Origin of the sequence: Bacillus sp. EU52 (genome assembly GCF_037964975.1) — a bacterium.
In the GTDB taxonomy this organism is placed as follows: Bacteria; Bacillota; Bacilli; order Bacillales; family Bacillaceae; genus Bacillus; species Bacillus subtilis.
The window spans coordinates 2299252-2319967 of sequence record NZ_CP150177.1; the positions used below are offsets into that span (position 1 = coordinate 2299252).

At 37.8% G+C, this 20716-nt stretch carries 21 protein-coding genes and 3 pseudogenes; 7 read left to right on the top strand and 17 right to left on the bottom strand.

Annotation, left to right across the window (positions count from 1 at the left end; all coding sequences use genetic code 11):
* Positions 1-18: 18 nt before the first annotated feature.
* The 16 genes and pseudogenes from NSU05_RS11670 to NSU05_RS11745 form a co-directional block, all read right to left on the bottom strand.
* Entirely contained in the window at positions 19-1083 is a 1065-nt protein-coding gene (locus NSU05_RS11670; RefSeq protein ID WP_038429233.1) for an NADH:flavin oxidoreductase, read from the bottom strand.
* Positions 1084-1305: 222 nt separating this feature from the next.
* Positions 1306-1638 (bottom strand): thioredoxin family protein, encoded by a 333-nt coding sequence (locus tag NSU05_RS11675; RefSeq protein WP_167860622.1) that lies wholly within the window; start codon positions 1636-1638, stop codon positions 1306-1308.
* A gap of 574 nt (positions 1639-2212) precedes the next feature.
* Positions 2213-2680: a GreA/GreB family elongation factor gene (locus NSU05_RS11680; RefSeq protein ID WP_052124605.1), complete on the bottom strand. Its 468-nt coding sequence runs from the start codon at positions 2678-2680 to the stop codon at positions 2213-2215.
* Positions 2681-2706: 26 nt separating this feature from the next.
* A pseudogene (locus NSU05_RS11685) lies at positions 2707-2938 on the bottom strand (MFS transporter); the annotation flags it as partial.
* Positions 2939-3091: 153 nt separating this feature from the next.
* Entirely contained in the window at positions 3092-4294 is a 1203-nt protein-coding gene (locus NSU05_RS11690; protein WP_038429235.1) for an MFS transporter, read from the bottom strand.
* A 152-nt stretch (positions 4295-4446) separates the two neighbouring features.
* Complete coding sequence (locus NSU05_RS11695; RefSeq protein WP_038429236.1) at positions 4447-4962, bottom strand: OsmC family protein; 516 nt, start codon at positions 4960-4962, stop codon at positions 4447-4449.
* 126 nt (positions 4963-5088) lie between these two features.
* Positions 5089-5748: a carboxymuconolactone decarboxylase family protein gene (locus tag NSU05_RS11700; protein WP_038429238.1), complete on the bottom strand. Its 660-nt coding sequence runs from the start codon at positions 5746-5748 to the stop codon at positions 5089-5091.
* Positions 5749-5848: 100 nt separating this feature from the next.
* Positions 5849-6784, bottom strand: a complete 936-nt coding sequence (gene trxB / locus NSU05_RS11705; protein WP_038429239.1) for a thioredoxin-disulfide reductase — start codon at positions 6782-6784, stop codon at positions 5849-5851.
* A gap of 43 nt (positions 6785-6827) precedes the next feature.
* A pseudogene (locus NSU05_RS11710) lies at positions 6828-7169 on the bottom strand (thioredoxin domain-containing protein); the annotation flags it as partial.
* Between the two features lie 36 nt (positions 7170-7205).
* Complete coding sequence (locus NSU05_RS11715; RefSeq protein WP_038429241.1) at positions 7206-7640, bottom strand: OsmC family protein; 435 nt, start codon at positions 7638-7640, stop codon at positions 7206-7208.
* 54 nt (positions 7641-7694) lie between these two features.
* Positions 7695-8030, bottom strand: coding sequence for a thioredoxin family protein (locus NSU05_RS11720; RefSeq protein WP_038429242.1), 336 nt, complete (start codon positions 8028-8030; stop codon positions 7695-7697).
* Between the two features lie 136 nt (positions 8031-8166).
* The gene (locus tag NSU05_RS11725) at positions 8167-8895 is read right to left on the bottom strand and encodes a DsbA family oxidoreductase (RefSeq protein WP_038429243.1); all 729 of its coding nucleotides are present in this window, start codon (positions 8893-8895) and stop codon (positions 8167-8169) included.
* A 25-nt stretch (positions 8896-8920) separates the two neighbouring features.
* The gene (gene gcvH, locus NSU05_RS11730) at positions 8921-9286 is read right to left on the bottom strand and encodes a glycine cleavage system protein GcvH (RefSeq protein ID WP_038429244.1); all 366 of its coding nucleotides are present in this window, start codon (positions 9284-9286) and stop codon (positions 8921-8923) included.
* Positions 9287-9370: 84 nt separating this feature from the next.
* Entirely contained in the window at positions 9371-9895 is a 525-nt protein-coding gene (locus NSU05_RS11735; RefSeq protein WP_022553777.1) for an OsmC family protein, read from the bottom strand.
* Between the two features lie 96 nt (positions 9896-9991).
* On the bottom strand, positions 9992-10564 hold the full coding sequence (locus NSU05_RS11740) for a TetR/AcrR family transcriptional regulator (protein WP_010788730.1): 573 nt from the start codon (positions 10562-10564) through the stop codon (positions 9992-9994).
* A 346-nt stretch (positions 10565-10910) separates the two neighbouring features.
* A complete protein-coding gene (locus NSU05_RS11745; protein WP_038429246.1) occupies positions 10911-11885 on the bottom strand; it encodes a LacI family DNA-binding transcriptional regulator in 975 nt (324 codons plus the stop codon).
* Between the two features lie 334 nt (positions 11886-12219).
* Here NSU05_RS11745 and NSU05_RS11750 point away from each other — a divergent pair, with 334 nt between their 5' ends.
* The 7 genes and pseudogenes from NSU05_RS11750 to NSU05_RS11780 all read left to right on the top strand — a co-directional run bounded on the left by NSU05_RS11750 (position 12220) and on the right by NSU05_RS11780 (position 19648).
* Complete coding sequence (locus NSU05_RS11750; protein WP_250540520.1) at positions 12220-13422, top strand: sugar ABC transporter substrate-binding protein; 1203 nt, start codon at positions 12220-12222, stop codon at positions 13420-13422.
* A 12-nt stretch (positions 13423-13434) separates the two neighbouring features.
* Positions 13435-14373, top strand: coding sequence for a sugar ABC transporter permease (locus tag NSU05_RS11755; RefSeq protein WP_038429248.1), 939 nt, complete (start codon positions 13435-13437; stop codon positions 14371-14373).
* Positions 14370-15218, top strand: a complete 849-nt coding sequence (locus NSU05_RS11760) for a carbohydrate ABC transporter permease (RefSeq protein ID WP_038429249.1) — start codon at positions 14370-14372, stop codon at positions 15216-15218. The genes NSU05_RS11755 and NSU05_RS11760 overlap by 4 nt, the downstream gene beginning before the upstream one ends.
* A 31-nt stretch (positions 15219-15249) precedes the next feature.
* Positions 15250-16506 carry an MFS transporter gene (locus NSU05_RS11765; RefSeq protein ID WP_038429250.1) on the top strand — a complete coding sequence of 419 codons (1257 nt, stop codon included), beginning with the start codon at positions 15250-15252 and terminating at the stop codon, positions 16504-16506.
* Positions 16499-17998, top strand: a complete 1500-nt coding sequence (locus NSU05_RS11770; protein ID WP_038429251.1) for a glycoside hydrolase family 32 protein — start codon at positions 16499-16501, stop codon at positions 17996-17998. Before NSU05_RS11765 ends, NSU05_RS11770 begins: the two co-directional genes overlap by 8 nt.
* A complete protein-coding gene (locus tag NSU05_RS11775) occupies positions 17973-18965 on the top strand; it encodes a carbohydrate kinase (protein ID WP_038429252.1) in 993 nt (330 codons plus the stop codon). Before NSU05_RS11770 ends, NSU05_RS11775 begins: the two co-directional genes overlap by 26 nt.
* Positions 18966-19086: 121 nt before the next feature.
* Positions 19087-19648 (top strand): annotated as a pseudogene (locus NSU05_RS11780) (sugar O-acetyltransferase).
* Between the two features lie 196 nt (positions 19649-19844).
* Here NSU05_RS11780 and NSU05_RS11785 read toward each other — a convergent pair.
* Positions 19845-20564 (bottom strand): NPP1 family protein, encoded by a 720-nt coding sequence (locus tag NSU05_RS11785; protein ID WP_038429253.1) that lies wholly within the window; start codon positions 20562-20564, stop codon positions 19845-19847.
* Positions 20565-20716: the final 152 nt, after the last annotated feature.

Consider the following 20716-nt stretch of genomic DNA (forward strand, 5'->3'; position numbering starts at 1 on the left):
TTATTTTTTAAGCTCTGTTTAATATAATGTTTCAATTGCCTCACGCGTAAACGGAATTAATTCTTCTGTTCGTCCATCTCGGATTTTGTTTACCCAGTCAGGGTCAGCCAATAATGCGCGACCGACAGCTATCAAATCAAATTCTTCACGTTCTAATCTCTCGATCAAATTGCCCATTTTGTTGGCTTTGCCATTGGCCTCTTCTCCAGTAGCGAAGAAATCCACGAAATCAGCGCCATCAAGACCGACAGATCCAACTGTAATTGTTGGTTTTCCTGTCAACTTTTTAATCCATCCTGATAGATTCAGTTCAGATCCTTCAAAAGCAGGTTCCCAAAAACGACGAATAGATGCATGAAAGATGTCAACACCTGCATCAACTAATGGCGTTAAGAAACGTTTTAGTTCTTCTGGAGTTTCTACTAATTTTGCTGTATAGAAATCATATTTCCACTGTGAGATTCGCAACGAGATTGGAAAATCTGGTCCAACAACACGTCGGCAAGCTGCGATGACCTCACTCGCAAAGCGTGTGCGCTTAACTATGTCGCCACCGTATTCATCAGTACGTGTGTTTGTTTTTTCCCAAAAGAACTGATCAATTAAAAATCCATGGGCTGCCATAATCTCAATGCCATCAAAACCAACCTTTTTAGCATTGGCTGCTGCCTGTGCAAAAGCTTCAACCAATTCCAAAATTTCTTGTTTTGAGTAATCATTAGCGTTGCCTCGTGCACCCATGTGCCACAATTGAGAGAAAATTTTCCCACCGGCCTCGTGTACCCCATCAACTACTTTTGACCAACCGTTTAGCGCCTCTTCTCCGTATAAGTGTGGTACGTCCTCCTGCCATGCTGGCACCTCGGATGCAACATCAGGATGGTTGATAAACGTCCCCTCTGTCACAATAAGTCCAACACCATTTTCAGCTCTACGACGATAATACTCAGCGACATCCTCCCCTGGTACTCCATTTGGAGAAAAGTTTCGCGTCATAGGTGCCATCAAAATACGATTAGATAGTTTCAGATTTCCCATTTCGAATGGTTTAAAAAGAGCTTCAACTGACTGAAAATTATTCATAAAAACCTCCAAGTTTTATACTTTAAGACTTATTCATTATGCATTAACTCCATGATCAAGAGCAGATCCGACTTTCAAGGCAGTTGCTACCATAATTGATTCAGCAACTTCTTCTTTGGAATCTATGTTTTTTAACTTGTTTAACATCGTCTTGACTAATAATTCTTCCCTCTAATTCTTTTTATCCGTACCTACCGTTTGGTACAATTTTATGTTAGCAGATTAGGCGGACAAGCTGTTAAGAAATGTTTCGATTTCTTCTTGTGTTTTTCGAGCCTTGCTAACAAACCGCCCTGCTTCTTCTCCGTTATGATAAGCGATAAAACTTGGAATACCAAATACATTCAGTTCGATGCACAAATCAATAAAGTCATCCCGGTCTACATAAATAAACTGATATTCCGAATAATTTGCTTCAATGTCCGGCAAAATTGGCTCGATCACCCGACAGTCTGGGCACCAGTCCGCTGAAAACATAAAGACAACACGCTCTGTTTTTTTTAGCTTCTCAAATTGATCCATTGATTGTAATTTTTTCATCATGATTCCCTCCATTTTTTCATATACATAGTCTTTGTATTCTTTTGCACGTATAAGATGTTGGATATCATCTATATTATCCATTTGAACTTCTCGCATCCATCCTTAATCATAAGGGGATTCATTTAATATTCAGGACTATCCTCTAATTCTGTGTTTACTTTTAGAATTTAAAGGATGAGATAAGTTCGGAGTAGTTTTAATGGACTCCACATCACCACAGCTATTGTTTATCGTTAATGAGTTCCCTTCCTCGGGGGATCTAAGAATATAATTTCATCAAATCGTTGTTTGAGCATATTCTGTAATCCCCAAACGTACTCGATCTTCAACTTTTGCCAAAATAGGGTCCTGTACAGTTCGGTTGGTGTAATCACTTAACCTCCTTCTATCAACAACTAAACTTTTGTACCTACCAGTCGGTACAATATTATATTAGCATGCTTTTTTAGGTTTTTGCAACCCTGTATCTTTTAAAAAATAAAAAGACTAATATTCAACATTATTCACAAAGCACAATTGTTACTACCAACCATCAATTATCTACCTTATTTAATATAGAGTACAACAGAGTAGCTTAAGAAAAAAATCACTGTATTTCCATGATTAATAAATGTATCATTCCAGAAGGAGTCATGACTATTACATCATCATTTAATTTGTGACCAATTAGACTTTTTCCGATTGGAGACTCATCAGATATATAGTTTTCAGATAAATGTGATTCTGCAGAACTAACAAGTTTAAGATGCATTTCATATTTTCCTGTCATTTCTTTAACAGTGACAATGGATCCGATCCCTACTTCTCGTATATTTGCATTTTTAATTATTTTTGCTTGCTTTATAATGTATTCCAAATCATTTATTTTCTTTTTAAGTGTAGCAAATTCATCTACTGAAATTTGATACTCAGGATCTTCATTAAAATCACAAAAATTTCTACTCTCTTGAACTTTTTCACTAACTTCTTTCCATCTTTTTTTCTTTAAATAAAGCAATTCTTTCTTCAACGCATTATAACCAGCTTCCGTGAGTAACTTCTTGTCTATCCTCATTCACCCTCCTTTACCGAAACTACTTTTCTCGGCTTTGTTGGTTCTGTTACATTTTTGCATAAAGAATCACCAAACAATAATGCTATAATCAGTAACGGTAGGGAAATCCGGAAAATCCATTGCTTTGTTAAAGTTTTTAAGATTAAGCCTGATACTGTACTGTTACTCCAACAGTTGGTTTGACCTAAAGCTCCATAATTCCATGGACCTTCCTCACTTATGCAGTGGAATAATAACAATAATAGTGTTAAAAAAAAGGTGAAAGTAAAGCTGTTCCTATTCAACTAAAGAATTTTCTTTAATTAAAGAACAAAGATTAAACAGGTAAAAATGGAAAGAGAATCTGTCAAGTTCTCTAAAAACGAAAAATACATGTCATTACTGTGTTAAAAAACAAAATGAGTACATCGTTTAATGTTTATAACGGATTAGAGAAATCATTGCCCAAACTCCTATAACAGGACCGATCGCAAGGATGGAGAATGCCCATTTCCACCCTACGATATCTTCAAAGACCGGAATCAAATAAATAGAAAAGACCGTAATAAGAAAACCTATAGCCATTTGAAATGTCAAGGCAGTTCCTGCACATTCTGATTTTGCGAAATCTGTAACCATTGCTGAAAATTGTGCTGAATCTGCAACAACTGATATCCCCCAAATGATTGCTACAATAACGGTAATCCATATAGAAAGACCAAAGGTAAGTCCGATACATAAAGAAGATACAGCACTAACAATCATGGCAATCATAGAAAGTCGTGATTTTCCAATTTTATCAGCACATAATCCACCTATTATCGAACCTATAGCCCCCGAAATTCCAATTGTTAAAAATGCAAATAGTGTACTGGTCTCTTGTAAAGTTGTTCCCTTTAAGGATGCTTTAAAGCTGGCTGTTAAGAAATATGGAAGCCATGTCCACATAGCATACAATTCCCACATATGACCAAAGTATCCATAGTTAGCTAGCATTACAGGTCGATTTTTTAAGATGTATTTGAGTGTATTCACCGACACAGTAGCTACTTCTTTTTTAGACTCCGGAGCATCTGGAAGACCCCAATGCATAATACCAGCTGCGATTAATGCTAATAAAGAGCTGACCAGCATTAATATCTTCCAGCTGACATTCGGAATAAATAAATTAAAAAGATGTGGCAATGAAGAACCTAATGTCAGAGCTGCAATTAGGATTCCAATACCAAATCCTCGTCTATTTTGAAACCAAGTAGAGAGTAGTTTCACGGCAGTTGGATAAACACCTGCCATAGTAATTCCTGTTAGAAAACGTAAACTTAATCCCATTACCATTCCAGTGCTTAAAGTAAATAAACTATTGATAACAGCTCCGAATATACTGGCAATAGCAAATATTTTTCTTGGGTTATAACGGTCTGCCAACCCTAGAAAAGCAAAACAAATGGCTCCAATAATGAACCCAACCTGTACGGATGTGGTCATCCATGACCCTTCTGTTGCACTCATTCCCCATTGATGTCTTAATTGGGGAAGAACGGCTGAAGCGCTAAACCATAAACTGAGGGCAAATAGTTCAGCCAATGCAATCAAAAATAGAGCTCTCCATCTATTAATACTGTTCACATCAGACATAATTGGGTTTTTTCCTCCTCTCGCGTTTCCAATTCTGCCAGCAACGTATGAGAACGTAGACATTACGCATGGAATATGTCGCGTATATCTACGTTCTTTTTAAAATTAGTTATACAAAGGTAAAGTAAGGTCGGCCCTATCATAAAGCTTTTTTACTTGTTACGTTTAAGAGTTGAATTCACGTGAACATTTCTTTCTAGTGAATTTTTCACAGGAGAAATTTCCATTGCTTTTGAAACTAACTCTTCAAGTTGTTTATCGTCTGCGTCACTATCTACTGTGAATTGAACATCAACTTCGTTAAAACCTGGATTTCCTTCTTTTAAGCCCAACATTACATTTAAGTCTAATTGTCCTGAAGTGCTAACTTCTAGGGAATTCACCTTAATACCCTTTAAACTAGCTGTTGCAATAAATGCAAGTGATAAACAACCACCCAGAGCACTTAATAAAAGTTCAGCTGGGCCTGGACCCTTATTAGATCCTGAGAACCAATCTGGCTCATCAATCGGAATGGGTTTGTGGTCACTTACATGCGCTTCAGCGTAAAATCCATCTTTCCATTTTACCGAAGAAGACCATCCTGCCATTCCTTCCTCAGGATTTTTCTTATAATTTTGTACTAAGTTTTCAATAACTTTTGTATCGACTCCATTAATTTTTGTCATTTTTATATCTCCTTCATTTTGTTTTTTATAAGGATTATCTCTTTCTACGCTCGTTATCTAATAAAAGTTATTATGATTTTTTTGGGGAATGACACAGCTGCCAACAGTACAAAACCCTCCATAAGATTATTCATCATATGCAACTAATGCATTAACTCCATGAGAAAGAGCAGATCCGGCTTTAAGTGCAGTTGCTACCATAATTGATTCAGCGACTTCTTCCTTTGTTGCTTTCGCTTTTTTAGCTGCCTTGGTGTGGATATCAATACAGTAAGGGCAACCTGTTGTATGCGCCACTGCTATAGCAATCAACTCTTTTTCCTTCACACTAAGTAATCCCGCCTTCATCGCTTGTTGGTCAAATGTCATAAACGCTTTAAAGGCATCTCCATCTAACTGAGAAAACTCTTTTAGCCGGTTGATATAAGGAGCTCTATATAATTCATCATCAGCTGTTCCATCATAAGCGTTTAAAGCATTGACGCCATGAGCAAGAGCAGATCCGGCTTTCAATGCTGTTGCTACCATAATGGATTCAGCCATTTCCTCCCTAGAAGCTCTATGTTTTTTAACTTGTTTAACATGAAAATCAATACAATGGGGACATCCAGTCGTATGAGCAACAGCAACTGCAATTAATTCCTTTAATTTAGCTGTTAACTTTCCTTCAGATAACGCTTTTCTGTCAAAAGCTACAAATGTTTTAAAGCTTTCAGGTGAAAGTGTACTAAATTCACCTAAACGGTTAAAATGTGATTTTTTGTATAAACTATCGTTCAAATTCATAATTTTCCCCTCTAACTTTTTTATTTCACACCTAATTGTACCTACTATTCGGTACAATTAGGTGTGATGATATATTACCAAAATAGATCAATGTCGTTTCTTATGAATTCTCAAGGTTTTCAATATAATGTTGGACGCTTTGAGCTGCTATTGATCCATCACCCGTAGCTGTGACAATTTGGCGCAGGGTTTTATCACGGATATCTCCAGCTGCATAAATACCAGGAATCTTTGTAGCCATTGCTTCATCCGTCATTACATAACCTTCTTCATTGGTTATATCTAAGTTTTTGAATGCACCATTTAACGGAAGTGTACCCACGTAAATAAATACACCATTCGCAGGGAATTGAGATTGTTCCCCTGTTTTTGTATCTTTTAACGTTACTGTATTCACTGTTCCATTTCCTGCGTTTATACTTGTAACTTCTTTATTCCAAATGAATTCAATCTTTTCATTGCTAAATGCTCTTTCTTGGAGTATTTTTTGAGCACGCAACTGATCTCGACGGTGAATAATGGTGACTTTTGAAGCGAAACGTGTAAGATACACAGCTTCTTCTACAGCTGAGTCTCCTCCACCCACAACAACAAGTTCACGTCCTTTAAAGAATGCCCCATCACACACGGCACAATATGAAACTCCTAGACCACCAAGCTCATTCTCCCCTGGAACTCCAAGCTTTTTATGGTCTGCCCCAGTAGCGATGATAACAGATTTTGCATAAAATTCTTTCTTTGTAGTCACTACTTTTTTTAAACGACCTTTATCTATAATTTCTTTTATATCTCCATATTCATATACAGCACCAAACTTTTTGGCGTGCTCAAACATTTTATTAGAGAGGTCTGGACCTAAAATATGATCAAAACCAGGATAATTCTCTACATCCTGCGTATTAGCCATTTGTCCACCAGGTATTCCACGTTCAATAAGCAATGTGTTCAAATTAGCACGTGAAGTGTAAACTGCTGCTGTCATTCCCGCAGGACCTGCCCCAACTATGATGACATCATAAATTTTCATTTCCTCCAATATGTTCTCCCTCCTTTAAAAGAATCCATTAATGCACATTTGATTAAAGGGACTTAATTTTTGAAACTTCTTCTTTTAATTGCGCAATACCAACAATACCAGCAAAAGGTTTTTCGAATTTATTATTAGAATAGAAGCGTGTATTAGGGATACTCATTACACCAAATTCTGCAGCAAGCTCCGGATTCTCATCCACATCAACTTTAACAACTTGTACTTTATCACCATACTCTTTGTCAAACTCCTCTAATGTCTCAGCAAAAACCCGGCATGGTCCACACCAAGATGCTGAAAAGTTTAGTAAAACCACTTTATCTGTATTTAAGTTCTTTTCTAAATTACCATCTGTTACTTTGATTATAGTCATTTTGTTTTTCCTCCTGAGTTGTAAAAAGCTTTTTTAATAATTAATTAAATCGGATTAAAGAGTAGACACTTTACCTTTGACTTCTATTTCTACGCCTGCTTTTTTGATCATATTACCTACTATACATGCTCTATCAGCTGCTTCATTCACTCTTTGCATTGACTGTACTTCTTTTTCTGTTGCATCAGCAGATAAAACAACACGAGGATAATGGATAATATCAAAACTACTGTCAGAAGCAACCATCTCAGAATCAACCTCAATACTCACTACTGGCAGTTTTCTTGATTCAACCATCGACACTAATGTTGCTACATAACAAGCTTGTACTGATGACACAAGGATTTCTTTAGGTGATGCTCCTTCCCCATTACCTCCATACTCTGTTCCTATAGCAATGGGTGTATCAATATATTGAGATTTGATGATGCCGTTTCCTTCTACTCCTCCTTTCCAAACAGCATTCAGTTTTACATTCAAATTAGACATATGAAACACTCCTCTAGTTTTTGGTTGCCATACTTTTTTAACATTGTTAAAACATCATGTTGTATATATTTTACTTACTCTTTCTAGTCTTTCTTCTAATTGTTCAAAATGAACAAAGCGTGCTTCTCTCAAATATTCAGTTCCTTCAATGAATAAAAGGAGTGCAGGAACCGTAAGAATTGAAAACCTTGAGGCTATCTCCTCTACGTTGTAAGCATTGATATACCCTAATTTGATATGTGGAAATTTATCAAGTAATTCTCTGAGTTGAGGCAAGACTGCATGGCATACTCCACAATCCGGCCTTGAAATATACAAAAAACTAAATTTATTTTGATGGATAAAGTTATCTATTGAATCTAAAGATGTTAATTCAACTGTTTCTACCATTAGTTCTCTCCCTCCTAATACTAGTCTTTAATAGGATTAAACTTAAAATTGCCATTGCTAAAGAGATCAGATCAGTTTTAGAAGAGAAGTTAGAGTTTAAAAACAAACTCATCTAAGAGAAATTTGTTGCTCCCACTTATTTTTTACTTGTAGGAATTCCGCAGCTTCCATCAGTACAAAGTGTGTCATCCTCACTATTCACTGATAGATTCTTAAGTTTCAGTAACGGATTTTCTTCTTCCCATACCTTGTTGAGTGCCTCTAAGAAAGCCTCTGCTGGTTGTGCCCCAGAAACGGCGTATTTCTGATTTATAATTAAAAAGGGAACTCCAGAGATACCATAACGCTTAGCTTCTATTTGATCTGATCTTACCTCATCTGCATAAAGAGACTTGTCATTTAGGACCTTCAGAGCCTCTTGTCTATCTAAACCAGAAGCTTCTGCTAAATCTGCAAGAGTTTCATGATCACCTACATCCCTAGAATCAGTAAAGTGTGCATAAAGCAGAGTTTCCGAGATATCAGCTTCTTTTCCTTTTGTTTTTGCCCATTTTGTTAAGCGATGGGAATCAAACGTATTAGTTGGTTTCAAACCTTCTAAATTAAATGTTAATCCAACCTTTTTTGCACTTTGAGTTAAGTTTTCAAGGAACTGTTTTGTTTGTTCGGAATCCCCAAATTTAGGGAGTAATTTTTCATAATAACTTTGCCCGTTATATACTGGCGCACTAGGATCTAATTCAAAGCTTTTATATTCAACTTTAACTTCATCTTTAAAAGGGAATTGTTTCAATGCTTTTTCTAAATTTTGTTTACCTATATAACAAAAGGGACATGCTACATCAGACCAAACTTCAATTTTCATATGAACACTCCTTTAATTAAATTATTTAAATTTGACTTACGTAATTATCGTATTCCTCCGCATTTAGAAGTTCTTTTATCTCCTCTGTGTTAGAAGCTTTTACTTTCAGTAACCACCCTTTATCATAAGGTGATTCATTCACAAATTCTGGACTATCTTCTAATTCTGTATTCACTTCTATAATCTGTCCGTTAATCGGAGAAAAAAGCTCAGATGTAGTTTTAACTGATTCAATACTCCCAAAGCTAGCATCTTTCACTGTTGAAGTTCCCATTTCTGGGAGTTCTAGAAATACAATTTCTCCAAGCGTTGATTGAGCATAATCAGTAATTCCTAAGGTAGCAATGCTGTTATCAACCTTTACCCATAAATGTTCTTTAGAATAATACATATCTGTTGTACTCCTTCAGTCAGTTATAAGCAAGTTACTGTACCTACTATTTGGTACAGTAACTTTTGAAAAATACTCTTATAATTATTCTTTTTTCTTATTGTGACTTAAAGATGCCTGAACATGAACATTTCTTTGGATTGTATTTTTTACAGGTGAAAGTTTCATGGCCTGTGCAACAAGTTCTTCAATCTGATGTTCATCCGCATCACTATCGACATTAAAATGCGCATTGATTTCATCAAAACCAGGATTTCCTTCCTTTAATCCTAAAAAGACATTCAAATCTAGTTGTCCTGAAACCTCTACTTCTAATGAGTTTATCTTGATTCCCATTCCACTAGCAGTTGCAATAAACCCCACTGACAAGCAAGAACCTAGTGCGCTTAATAAATATTCCACTGGGTTTGCTCCCTTATTGGAACCTGCTAACCATTTTGGCTCATCAACATGAATAGGAGCATGATCACCTACTTTTGCCTCAACATGGAATCCGTTATCCCATTTTACAGAAGATGACCAACTTCCAGTACCTTCAGCAGGATTTTTTTTGTATTGCTCCACTAAACCTTCAATAATACTCATATCAACACCATTTAATTTTGCCATTGTTTATCTCTCCTTCAGTACAGGATTGTACCTACCAGTCGGTACAAAAAGAGCTTAACATAAGAAAAAAAATATTGCAAGAAAAAAAACAGTTGACTATTCTAGATTAAATTGTTTTCGGATTACTTCTATAATGTCACTTAAAAAGTTGACGTTTTGTTGGTTTTTCATTAGCAAAATTCCTCCTTCAATCATAGCTACAATTGCTTGAGCATCTTTTTTAGTATCAAAGGAATCTAACAGACCTTGTTCAACCATTTCATTTAATGTAATCTCTATAGCCCCTATCCAACATTCAAACAAATGTTGAATTTTCACACGAAACGTTTCATCATGCTCACTCATTTCAATAGCTAAGTTTCCTATAGGACAACCTGATTTATTCTTCACTTCAGTATGAAAAGTAAGTGTTCTGTCCAGCATCATATTTAACTTATTTACTGGAGTATTATCTGACTGAAGAATATCTGATATTAACTCTGTTTGCCATTCATGGACTATAGATTCCACTACTGCTAATCCTAAATCATATTTAGATGAGAAGTAATGATAAAATTGGCCTTTTCCAATCTCTGCAGCCATAAGAATATCATTTATAGAGGTTGCTTGATATCCCTTAGAATATATAATCTCTCTTGCAGCTGATATTATTTCATGCTTTTTAGACAAATTTCTCACACCTTAATCGCAAAGTTTAGTTTATATATTATATGATTCCATTAGGTTTTGCCAAGTAATTTAGGAATGGTTCATATTTCCATCATCTAGTATAGTCATCAGAACATTACTTTCATGTAATGAACAGTTAAGAAATACCTTAAATTATAAAAGCAGAACAAATAGAAGCAGTTTTAACGGCTCCTAGCACCATGTAAATAATAAACGGCAGAAATTCTATTCCTACCCGTTTCATATCGTGTACCGATTCTGAATGAGCTCGAAACAGACACCCTTCCCTGATTTTGGAGAAATAATATTACTCGATTACACAATAGAGTACCTACTCAAGCAATTTTTAAGTTGTGCTACCTTCGAAAAGCTGTACGGGCAAATACGTTTCAAGTGGCAAATCATCAAATTTGCCTTCAATTTGTTTTTCTAAAATCTCAATGGCCGTTTTGGAAATTAATTCGATCGGCTGTTGGATAGTAGTCAATTCTGGCAGAATAGCCTGAATGGTTTCTGTACCGTCATAACCAATCACTTTTAATTGACCTGGAATGTCTTTTCCACGTTTTTTGGCTTCCGTAATGACTCCGGCAGCCATGATATCATCACTGGCAAAAATTCCGTCAACTGCAGGCTGTTCATCAAATAGTTTTGAAATGATGTTCCGGTAGTTTTCATGAAACGACACTTCATATGTAATAGGCTGTCTTCCGTGTTCACGCATAACATCTTCATATGCTTTTCTTCTGAGATTTGCAGGTGTTTCAAGTTCAATCGGCCCATTGATGTGAATGATGTGCTGACAGTCCTTTTGTATAAGTAGTTCTGCTGCCTTTTTTCCTCCGTCAAAGTTATCTGAGCCTACAACAGGAACTTTTTCCGATAAGTAATGGTCAATTGCGACAATCGGAAGATTTTGTTGGTGATAATTGAGTATTCCCCGGTTGTAAGTGACGGCAATGACACCATCCACTTGATTTCTAATCAGCATTTCAAGATATTTTTCTTCTTTATCTATTCGATTTAAACTGTTGCAAAGCAGCAGTTTATAGCCCATGGACGTGCAAATGCTTTCAATATAAAAGGCGAGTTCGCCAAAAAATGGATTGCTGGAGTTTGGAATGATAAGCCCTATTAAATTGGTGCGCTTTCGAAATAAAGAACGGGCCAAATCATTTGGAAAGTAATTGATTTCTTCCATCGCCTTGTAAACTTTCTCTTTAGTTTTTTCGCTAATATAGCCGCGATTATTTAATACTCTCGAAACGGTTGTAGATGAAACTCCCGCTATTTTTGCAACATCATGAATGCTAGGCTTCATTCCCTTTCCCCCTGCTTTACTGAAATAGCTTACAATTCTCGTCACGCACTTATTTTAGAGAATCAGACTGACATGTGCAAGGATTTTCCATAGATCATATTGCTATGCACAAGTTTGTTCTTAAATTTAGAATTATGCATAAATTTATGTCAACCGGTTGACACATGAAACCGGTTGACATACAATTCTTCTTGAAAGCGCTTTTAAATTTTGCGCAAAAGGAGGGAAATTAACGAATATGAAAAGGTTGATGTTAGGAAGTTTGTCACTGTTGCTCATGTTTGCAGTCTGGGGTTGTAATAAAAGCGAAAGTGCAAATAACGGTGGAAAGAAAATGATTTCGATGTGGGTGCATGTATCTGATGATAACGAAGAAGGAAAGGTTTATAAAAAAAGGGTTGATGCCTTTAACAAAAAGTACGCTTCAGAAAATGTCGAGGCAAAAATTGAATTCATTCCCCGTAGCGGAAACGGCGGAGGTTATGAAGACAAAGTGAATGCGGCATTAACAACGAACACCCTGCCTGATGTCATCACTTTGGACGGACCAAATACTGCGGCTTATGCGAAATCTGGCGTTATTGCACCTTTGGATGAGTATATTAAAGACCAGGATGATTTATTGCCAAGTATTAAGCAGCAAGGCACCTACCAAAGTAAACTGTATGCCATCGGCGTCAGTGAATCGTCGGTCGGCATCTACTATAACAAAAAAATGCTTAAAGATGCCGGGGTTGATTTGAAAACGCTACCAACAGTAAAAGATCCTTGGACATGGAAAGAATTTCTTGAGCTTTGCAAAAAGCTGAAAAATAAATACGATAAACCAGCCATCGATATGCAATTACAGTCAAAAGACGAAATATTGACTTATGCGCTTTTACCGTTTGTTTGGTCAGCTGGCGGGGATATTCTTTCAGAAAACGGGAAGAAAGCGGATGGCGTCTTTGACAAAAAACCAACCGCTGAAGCGATGACGTTTATACAAACGATGCTTAAAGAGGGCTACACAACACGCACCCCTGTCAAACAAGCGTTTGAAACGGAGAAATACCCGATGAAGATGAGCGGCGTGTGGACAATAACCGATCTAAAAACAAACTTTTCCAACGTCGATTATGGAGTGATGCCGTATCCTGTATCACCAAAAACTAAAAAGCTCGTCTCTCCTTCGGGAAGCTGGCAGTTCGCAATGACACAAGCGTCTGAAAATAAAGAATGGGCAGCAAAATTAGTAGATTGGATGACTAATAAGGAATCCAATATCGAATTGAGCCGATCAATCGCCGCCCTGCCTGTACGTTATTCATCAGAGAAAGTGCTGACAAAAGAATTTTCTGATGAGATGAATGTCTTTATGCAGCAACTGAAAGAAACAGGCCATGCACGTCCGGTGACACCGGCATATCCGCAGGTAACTCGAGCATTTCAACAAACAATCGATGATATTAGCTTTTATGATCAAAATCAGGATATTCAAAAAGTGCTGGATACACGTGTAAAAGAAATGCAATCTGCCATCGATAAGGCAAACTAGCAGGTGGACGCCATGAATAAAACAATATTGAAAGAGACTAGGCCGGCCTTTCCAATAGAAAGAAAGACATTGAATAGAATACGCTGGCGGGAAAACGCAGTCGCATATATGTTCTTAGGACCGGCGTTGCTTATTTTATTAATGTTTCTTGTGATTCCTTCTATCATGGCTGTGTACTACGCATTTACAGATTACTATTTGTTGACGCCTGATTTGCGTAAGTTTATTGGCTTTGATAATTTCATCAAACTTTTTCAGGACCCAATATTCTTAAAAAGTTTGGGCAACACCATAAAATTTGTTGTCTTATTGATACCGTTACAGATCGGGGCAGCACTTGGGCTTGCCCTCCTATTGAATAAAAAGCGCAAAGCCAACGCATTTTTCAAAGTCGCATACTTTAGTCCTGTCGTCATGTCACTGGTTGTCATCTCCGTTTTGTGGATGTACTTGCTGAATCCGAATGAAGGTATGATAAATAATGTATTGGCGCACTTCGGTCTATCACCACAGCCTTTCTTGACGAGCCCTAAGCAAGCAATCTTTACGATCGTTGTCGTTTCCGCTTGGCAGGGAGCAGGTTTTCAGATGCTCATTTTTTTAGCTGGTTTGCAAAACATTCCCGAGGATGTCTACGAGGCGGCACAATTAGATGGTATGAATAAATGGCAGCGTTTTATTTACATTACATTACCTTTGTTAAAACCGACATCTGTTTTTATCTTTATCACAACGCTGATCAGCGCGTTTAAACTCCTTGTTCAGCCCATGGTTATGACCCAGGGCGGACCAGTCAATTCAACGATGACAGTTGTCTATTATATTTATCAAACTGGATTTACCGATCGGATGGTCGGATATGCAAGCTCGATCGCGCTCTTGTTTGGAACGATTATTGGATTGGTGACACTCGCACAACGCAAGCTGGTTAAGGAGGGTGAAGACCATTGAGACGTAAGTTCGGGCCTTTGACAATTCTGGAGTATACGTGTCTTGTTTTGCTGGCCGTTCTATTTATTTTTCCGCTAATTTGGATGATCGCATCCTCAATGAAACCGGAAGCGGAAATTTACAACAATATGAACAGCTTTAAAGCGTTTCTGCCCTCTCTTCATCTGGCAGAATGGTTTTCGTCCTATAGGGAAGTGCTGACTCGGTTTGATTTGCTTATGTATATTGGTAACAGTCTTTTTTATGGTTTGTGCGTAGCAGCCGGATCTGTTGTGATTAACGGAATGGCAGGGTTTGCATTCGCCAAACTGCAATTTTCAGGGAAAAAGATGCTCTTTGGCATTTTGTTGGCGCTTTTAATTGTACCGTTTGAAACGATTTTAATCTCACAGTTTACAATTATTCATAAAATCGGTCTGGTCGATACACGCCTTGCCGTTATTTTGCCGGCATTAGCGGGGGCATTCAATATTTATTTGTTCCGAAACTTTTTCATGGCAATTCCGGAGGAAATGATTGAATCGGCCAAGCTTGACGGGGCAAATACATGGCAAATCTTCTGGCGAATTATGATACCGATGTCTAAACCAGCTGTCGCCACTGTCGGAACCTTAGCCTTTATCGGCAGCTGGAATGATTATATTTGGCCGCTAATGGTTTTAACGGATAAGTCGAAATTTCCGATTCAAGTTGCAATTACAGCTATCAACAGCACAGAGCCTGTCTACACAAATCAAGTTATGGCTGTATTGACGATTTCCACCATCCCATTGATCTTGATTTATATTGTGGCTCAGCGCTACATTTTGGAAGGTCTTAGCGGTTCAGGAACAGGTATTAAATAGATATCAATGTTGGGTTAAAGGAGCTGTAGAAATGAAAGGCTCAAAAAGTCTGTATTGGAAACTGAGCGCTTATCTTTTCTTTTTCTTTTTTACATGGTCTTCCAGCTACTCTTTGTTTGCGATTTGGTTGGGACAGGAAGTCAAATTGAATGGATCGGCGACTGGGATTATCTTTTCTGTAAACGCTATCTTTACTTTGTGCATGCAGCCTTTATATGGCTTTATCTCTGATAAACTCGGCCTGAAGAAAAACATATTATTTATGATTAGTGTACTTATCGTTTTTACCGGACCGTTTTATATCTTTATCTACGGACCGCTTTTACAATATGATATCTTCCTTGGCGCCATTGTCGGTGGTATTTATCTAGGAACTGCTTTTCTTGCTGGAGTCGGCGCTATTGAAACCTATATTGAAAAGGTCAGCCGAAAATATCAGTTCGAATACGGCAAGACAAGGATGTGGGGTTCACTCGGCTGGGCGGTAGCAACTTTTTTTGCAGGGCAGCTGTTCAACATCAATCCGAATATCAATTTCTGGATTGCGTCCCTTTCAGCAGTCATATTGGTGGCCATTATTATGTCCATAAAAATTGAGATGACGGATTATGATAAGGAAAGAGCGGGTTCGATCCGGTTAAAAGACGTAGGAGGACTTTTTCTATTAAAAGACTTTTGGTTTTTAATGTTGTACGTAATCGGAGTGACATGCGTGTACGGCGTCTATGATCAGCAATTCCCGATTTACTACGCTTCTTTATTCCCCACTTCAGCTATGGGAAATCAAATATTTGGATATTTAAACTCATTTCAAGTATTTATTGAAGCGGGCATGTTGTTTTTAGCCCCCTTTATTGTTAATAGACTCGGACCTAAAAAAAGCTTGATTCTCGCGGGGCTTTTGATGTCTTTCCGAATTATTGGGTCTGGAATTGTCATCGGACCGTTCGGAATTTCATCAATGAAACTTATTCATGCTTTAGAATTGCCAATCATGCTGATTGCGATTTTTAAGTATTTAGCCGCGAATTTTGATACACGTCTTTCATCAGTTCTTTACCTTGTCGGCTTTCAATTTGCATCTCAAGTAGGTACATCGATTTTCTCCCCGATTGCGGGTGGTTTATACGATAGTATAGGTTTCCGTCACACATACCTTTTCATGGGAACCCTGGCTCTATGCTTCACAATTATTTCGATTTTCACTTTATTAGATTCAAAGAAAGGCGTTGCATATGCTCAACCTTTTCAAAAAAACAGATATAGAGAGGATGTCACAAATGGATAGAATCAAACAGGCAGAGGAAGCGTTGAAAAAAGCGGAGGAAAAAATGAACACTCGTTATCGATTAGGGTACCATATTATGCCCCGGGCAAACTGGATAAATGACCCGAACGGGCTTATTCACTATAAAGGAGAATACCATGTCTTTTATCAGCATCATCCGTATGATGAAAATTGGGCACAAATGCATTGGGGCCATGTAAAAAGTAAAGATCTCATTCATTGGGAACATCTTCCGGTCGCTTTAGCTCCCGGTGACTCTTTTGATAAAAGCGGCTGTTTCTCAGGAAGCGCAGTAGATTATAACGGAAAACTTGCTTTAATTTATACAGGGCATAATGTGATAGATCAAGAGAAAGACATTTTCTATCAAAATCAAAATATCGCTGTCAGTCAAGATGGGATCGTGTTTGAAAAGCTTCAGGAAAACCCTGTCATCGCGAAACCGCCGGAAGACAGCTCCCGCCATTTCCGCGATCCGAAAGTATGGAAGCATCGTAACAGCTGGTATATGGTAGTCGGAAATTCAACGAAAGAAAACGTCGGACGAGTTATTTTATACCGCTCGCCCAATTTGCGAGATTGGGAATACAAAGGTGTTCTTGCCCAAAGTGAGGGAGATCTCGGCTATATGTGGGAATGTCCTGACTTCTTCGAATTGGGCGGCAAACATGTCTTGCTGATATCTCCGCAGGGCATTGAGGCAGACGGTGATTTATATAAGAATTTGCATCAAACCGGCTATTTAATTGGAGAATATAATGATGAAACAAACGAATTTGTGTATGGCGCTTTTACAGAGCTGGATCACGGCCATGACTTTTATGCTGTACAAACGTTATTAGATGATAAAGGACGCAGAATTGCCATAGGCTGGATGGATATGTGGGAATCTGAGATGCCGACAAAAGCAGATGGATGGTGCGGCGCTTTGACATTGCCGAGAGAATTAACATTGCGGGATGATCATAAAATTTTGATGAATCCTGTGGCAGAAACTAAGTTGTTGCGAAAATCAAAACATATGGATTGTGCTAAACAGTTGATTTCAGGGAATTTCTTGGCAGAAACAGCCGAAGAGCTTCTTGAAATTCAAGTCGTGTATGATTTAACAGATTGCAGTGCGGAAACAGTAGGTTTGAAGATTCGAGGCCTTGAAGAAGAAGAAACAGCTATCAAATACAGCATAACTGATCAAAAGCTCTCACTCGATTGCTCTAAGATGGGGAAATCGCGAGACAGTGTGAGAACTGCGCCGCTAGAAGCAAATGGAAAGCTGACACTTCGTATATTTATTGACAGATCCTCAATAGAAGTATTCGCAAACCATGGGGAAACAACGATGACAAGCCGCATTTATCCGAAAGAAGGCCGATTGGGAATTGAGCTTTTTTCTGAGAAAGGCGCTGTAAGGGTTGAGGAATTCACTTATTGGACTTTAAAAGACATCTGGAAGGAAGATGAATCGCTTGAAAAAAATATTTTGTATCGGTGAAACACTGATTGATTTCATTCCCGTCCAAAAAGAAAAGGCTTTACAAGATGTCACTTCCTTTGAGCGCGTTGCCGGCGGCGCGCCGATGAATGCGGCAATCGCTGCTGCAAAATACGGCGCGCATGCCGTCATGCTGACGAAGATTGCTAACGATCATTTCGGGGATTATATAGTTGGCGTTCTTAAAGAAAATGGCGTAGATACTTCTTATATTATTCAAAGCGATGAAGGTGAAACCGGACTGGCATTTGTATCCGTAGACAAGTCTGGGGAAAGAAGCTTTCATTTTTATCGGAAAAATGCCGCTGATTTGCTGCTTTCACCGGATGAGTTGATGTCGGAAAGGTTTAACCAAGGAGATATGCTTCACTTTTGTTCAATCGATTTAGTTGACAGCCCAATGAAACAAGCCCATATCAAAGTTATTGAGGACTTTCAAAAAAATGGTGGAATCATAAGCTTTGACCCCAATATCAGGCTTCCTTTATGGCCTGATGAGGCAAGCTGCCGTGAAACGATTCAGAGGTTTTTGCCTCTTGCGGATATCGTAAAAGTGTCCGATGAGGAACTGCAGTTTATCACAAACATTGATGATGAACAAAAAGCAGCCACATCGCTTTTCACCGGACTTGTTAATGTCGTTGTTCTGACAAAAGGAAGCGACGGTGCAGCGATTTATTTAAAAAATGGCGAGTCGTACGAACATAAAGGGTTTAAAGTCGCTGTTTCCGATACAACCGGTGCGGGCGATGCCTTTATCGGCGGTTTTTTATCTGAATTGATGTCAATCGGCATATCAAAGGAGACGCTGTGCGAACAAATAAGTAAACATCACCGACGCTTGCTGACGTTTGCAAATGCAAGCGGAGCTCTCACTGCTTCTGTAAAAGGAGCAATTCACGCTGCACCGGACAGACAGCATGTACTAAACTTTATTTCAGCGAGGACGGAAATCCAAGAGAAATAAGAGCTTAGAAATAATCCACTCATATCACTAAAGAAGAGTGGATTATTTCTCTTGCACTGTACCAACTTTTTAAACCTAATTTAAAATCGCCCATTATTAAAACATAACAAGGGGGATATTAATGATAAAAGAAAAAGAGAAAATGTTAGCCGGAGATTTATATGATCCGTCGGACTCCGAGTTAGCAAAAGACAGACAAAAAGCAAGTCAACTTGTTAGAATTTACAATCAAACTACAGAAACCGAAGTGGTTAAACGAGTTAATTTATTGAAAGAGTTACTTGGTTCATCAGGAGAAAACGTATATATGCAACCCAATATTAGGTTTGATTATGGATATAACACTTATGTAGGTGATAACTTTTTCGCAAATTTTGATTGTACAATTTTAGATGTATGTGAAGTGCGATTTGGTGACAATTGTATGCTTGGCCCTAGTGTACAAATCTATACGGCAACACACCCTCTTCATCCAACAGAACGCAATTCAGGGTTAGAATATGGAAAACCCATTACTTTTGGAAATAATGTATGGATTGGAGGAAGCTCAGTCATTAATCCAGGAGTTACGATAGGTAACAATGTGGTTATTGCTGCTGGTTCTGTTGTTACTAAAAATGTGCCAGATAATGCTATGGTTGGGGGTAGATCCAGCTAAATTAATTAGACATCTCGAAATATAGTACACTAGCGTTTCGATCAATAAAGGAGTTTTGATCATTAAATCAATTAGGCTTTATTCTGTTTTTTTAGCTGGAACAATCATACCGCATCTTTTATTTAAGCAAATTAAAAAAGGACCTAAAGTTCAGTAAAGAAAAAAGAGTCCTTCCTTAAGTAGGACTCTTCTCAATACCTAGATAAAAATATATTGAATTTTTATTTAAACCAAGCTTTCTTTAAATTGTTAGTAAAATTACTATCATTAAAAGGAACGTTCGCTTTACCGAAATCTGTTGTATTTAATGCATTCCTTGCGGCAGGAGTTAAATCATCCCATCCAATTAACGGTTGAGTTCCGCCTACTACATCATCGCTCATAAGTAGTTCATGGTCCAGTGGCCAAGTGCTATCATACGCAATCAAAGGATGATTATCTCTCATGTTACTTCCACTCGGTGCTGCGTTTGTAAATTTTCCATGTCCGGAATATGCAATTGATAAAACTTTTGGATTTTGATTTTCTGGATTATCAACCCATACTACGATTCCTTCCCAGTCGTGTCTATGCCCTATTCCCGTAGAAGGCTCATCTTTAGGAAAATACCAGGCATACATAATTGCCCAAACTCCATTGTACCAAGTAGAACGGGAATATACTTGTCCAATATTTTTACTACAATGTCCTTCAGGCGCCCCAGTAGGTTCTAAACCTCCACTCGTATTGCCTTGTGCATCGACTGCAGGAAAAGGCACACAGCCGCTATAAACCTTCAAATATGGCTGAAAACGTTTGGCCGCTTTTTGAGTAACAGTGGTGGGCGACACCTCTTTAAAACTGACAACCTTGTCATGATCGAGTACAGCTGCATTTGCTGTTGAAACAATGCTGATAGAAGTGAATACAGATAAAAACAGAACCAAGAAAAACTTGTGCATTATACTAACTCCTTTTAAAAATTTAGATAATTATTAATTATCATGAATTTTAAATAAATTCAATATGAATTTAAAAGTTTTACAATATTTGCTACAAAAGTATTATTTGAATTTTTCTCATGTCTTTAAATTCGGTAAAGAATAATCACTTC

Coding starts and splice junctions, on each gene's coding strand:
- NSU05_RS11670 (WP_038429233.1), bottom strand. CDS start 1,083: ATGAATAATTTTCAGTCAGTTGAAGCTCTTTTTAAACCATTCGAAATG.
- NSU05_RS11675 (WP_167860622.1), bottom strand. CDS start 1,638: ATGGAGGGAATCATGATGAAAAAATTACAATCAATGGATCAATTTGAG.
- NSU05_RS11680 (WP_052124605.1), bottom strand. CDS start 2,680: ATGAGGATAGACAAGAAGTTACTCACGGAAGCTGGTTATAATGCGTTG.
- NSU05_RS11690 (WP_038429235.1), bottom strand. CDS start 4,294: ATGTCTGATGTGAACAGTATTAATAGATGGAGAGCTCTATTTTTGATT.
- NSU05_RS11695 (WP_038429236.1), bottom strand. CDS start 4,962: ATGACAAAAATTAATGGAGTCGATACAAAAGTTATTGAAAACTTAGTA.
- NSU05_RS11700 (WP_038429238.1), bottom strand. CDS start 5,748: ATGAATTTGAACGATAGTTTATACAAAAAATCACATTTTAACCGTTTA.
- NSU05_RS11715 (WP_038429241.1), bottom strand. CDS start 7,640: ATGTCTAATTTGAATGTAAAACTGAATGCTGTTTGGAAAGGAGGAGTA.
- NSU05_RS11720 (WP_038429242.1), bottom strand. CDS start 8,030: ATGGTAGAAACAGTTGAATTAACATCTTTAGATTCAATAGATAACTTT.
- NSU05_RS11725 (WP_038429243.1), bottom strand. CDS start 8,895: ATGAAAATTGAAGTTTGGTCTGATGTAGCATGTCCCTTTTGTTATATA.
- gcvH (WP_038429244.1), bottom strand. CDS start 9,286: ATGTATTATTCTAAAGAACATTTATGGGTAAAGGTTGATAACAGCATT.
- NSU05_RS11735 (WP_022553777.1), bottom strand. CDS start 9,895: ATGGCAAAATTAAATGGTGTTGATATGAGTATTATTGAAGGTTTAGTG.
- NSU05_RS11745 (WP_038429246.1), bottom strand. CDS start 11,885: ATGAAGCCTAGCATTCATGATGTTGCAAAAATAGCGGGAGTTTCATCT.
- NSU05_RS11750 (WP_250540520.1), top strand. CDS start 12,220: ATGATTTCGATGTGGGTGCATGTATCTGATGATAACGAAGAAGGAAAG.
- NSU05_RS11755 (WP_038429248.1), top strand. CDS start 13,435: ATGAATAAAACAATATTGAAAGAGACTAGGCCGGCCTTTCCAATAGAA.
- NSU05_RS11765 (WP_038429250.1), top strand. CDS start 15,250: ATGAAAGGCTCAAAAAGTCTGTATTGGAAACTGAGCGCTTATCTTTTC.
- NSU05_RS11770 (WP_038429251.1), top strand. CDS start 16,499: ATGGATAGAATCAAACAGGCAGAGGAAGCGTTGAAAAAAGCGGAGGAA.
- NSU05_RS11785 (WP_038429253.1), bottom strand. CDS start 20,564: ATGCACAAGTTTTTCTTGGTTCTGTTTTTATCTGTATTCACTTCTATC.